The sequence below is a fragment of the Endozoicomonas sp. SESOKO4 genome (assembly GCF_024606275.1).
In genome coordinates, this window is record NZ_JAHHPS010000151.1 from 1 (window position 1) to 2,189 (window position 2,189).

Sequence of the window (2,189 nt, forward strand, 5' to 3'; positions counted from 1 at the left end):
GTCGTCAATCTGAACATCAGCCGTATCTATACCAAAATAAGCTCCCGATGTTTTCACACTGACGTCAACTGACGTATCCATGGCATGCTCCAGTGGAATCATCAACTGGACGCTGCCATCCAGGTCTCCGCGAATCGTCCAGTTCTTTGCTTCTCCCTTCAGCCGCTTATTAATTGGGGTTTCAGTCAAGAGCTTTTCCAGATCCTGACCAAGAGCGGCCACCTGACCGGAGATGTTCAAATCCAGATTTTTATCCAGTGCCAGATCAGCCTGGACATTGCTGAGTTTTGCATCCAGTAACTTTGCCGACACAATATCAATCTTTATATTGTCGTTATCCACCCAGATCTGCCCCCGGGCGTCATAGACTTCAGGCCAGTCAGGGTGATAATCCAGGCGCGCTTTATTGACATCGAAATAGAGTCCCCACTTCACATCATCAGGGTCGTCAGTGTCCTCCAGCGGGCCATCATAGGTGAAACGTCCTTCATAGACTTCTGCCCCTTTGATACTGGTATCAAGCCACGTGACCAGCTCTTTTGAAAGCGCAGACAGCTGGCTGGGAAGGTATTTCGGAGCATAGCTGGCATCACCATTTTTCATGCCCACATTCAGGTCCATGACAATGGGCTCCTTCCCATCCAGAGGAATATCCAGTCTCAGCTGACCACTAAGATCACCCTCGGGGGCTTTTAAGGTGATATCGTCGCTACTCAGCTGAAAGAAATCCTCCTTATCCAGAACGTCCCAGCTAAGCTTTGCTTTGGCACTATCATAGTGCCAGACCTTACGAAAGACTTCGGTCAGCCCCAGAGTGAAATTTTCTGTTTCCAGGTCGAAGTAACCGCTGATCGTGCCCATTTTTAGATATCCATTGACGTTTGATGCAGACGGTGCTCCTTTCCAGGCATCTACTGAAACGTTGTTCAGATTCGCAGAAAGATCCAGCCGCTCTCGCAGCGGCTTATCGGGAAAATATTGGGCAGAAATGTTATCCAGCTCACCAGCCGGGTTAAGAATAGTGAAGAGTTCATCAGCCAGCTCTGGCATTAACTGGGTACTGACCAGAAAAGATTTAAGGGCTGCCAGATCAACAGAGCTTACCGAAGTCGTGTAAATCGACTCTCTACCCCTTTTGCCATGAATCTTGATGTTAAGACCAAACGCATGATCGCCGGATGTCAGGCTCAGATTTTTCAACCCAAGCTTCCAATCTGTACTCCCAACCAGATAATCGCTGCTCAGTGAGAGTTCAGTGGATAGAGAAGCATCCGGTAGCACTTGCTGACCTTTATGGTAGACAATGGCTGGCAGATTCAGATCTCCCTGCAACTGCCATTGACCATCAAGATATTCCCACCCGGCCTCCAGATTCAATTGAGCGGTTTGCAAATAGGCGTTTTTTAACTCAGCGCTTTTTAACTGAAGAGCACCTTGTGAAATGAGCGCAGTCCAGGGAGCCAGATCCAGTGCATCAGTCTTGATCAGCCCGGACCAGGCCATGTCCTTTCTTTGAATCCCCTTGCCGAGCGCTTTGAATTCCAGAGCCCCTTGTTGAGTCACAATCCGGGTCTGAAGATGCCTCAGCTCTGACTCTTCCTTAACCATGAAAAAGTAGCGGGTATCGAGAATTAACGGCTCGCTGCCAAAAGGCTGCATGGTGAGGGAAAAGTTGGTGACATCAATGTGCTCTTGAAGCTGCAAAAACTCCAGAGTTTTGTGCAGGTTAAGGCCCTTGCCATCATCGCGGATGTATTGAACTCCCCTGAGCGACCACACGCCATCACTGTCACTCTGTATGGCCAGGGTAACACCCTCTGCTTCCAGATAGGTAAAGACCGGAGCCCGGTTCATCAGACTGGCTTTCAAATCCAACTCAAGATCAAGGCGCTCAATAGCAAAGCCGGGGGCTTCAGAAGTATTCCCCTGAAGCGACAAGCCTTTGATGCTGACAGTAGGACTGCCGCCAGCCCAGTTGGTCTCCAGCTGATCGATAGCGAATGAGGTATCGAGTGTATCGTTAAGATATTCAACAAGATGGTCTTGAAAAAAAGGCAGGCATCCGATAAAGATTCGGGCCCCTGCAACCAGCAATACCATAAACAGAAGGGCCGCCATGACCAGGCGGAAACTCCATATAGCGGTAGACTTGAGGTAAGTTACCAGCCTTGAATCTGACCTCATGAAAT

General features: G+C 49.2%; 1 protein-coding gene. It reads right to left on the reverse strand.

All coding sequences use genetic code 11. From position 1 onward, the window contains the following. The coding region (locus tag KDK16_RS02870) for a YhdP family protein (protein WP_257274588.1) at nucleotides 1-2,118 on the reverse strand (2,118 nt) is incomplete at its 3' end. Between the last annotated feature and the right edge of the window lie 71 nt (nucleotides 2,119-2,189).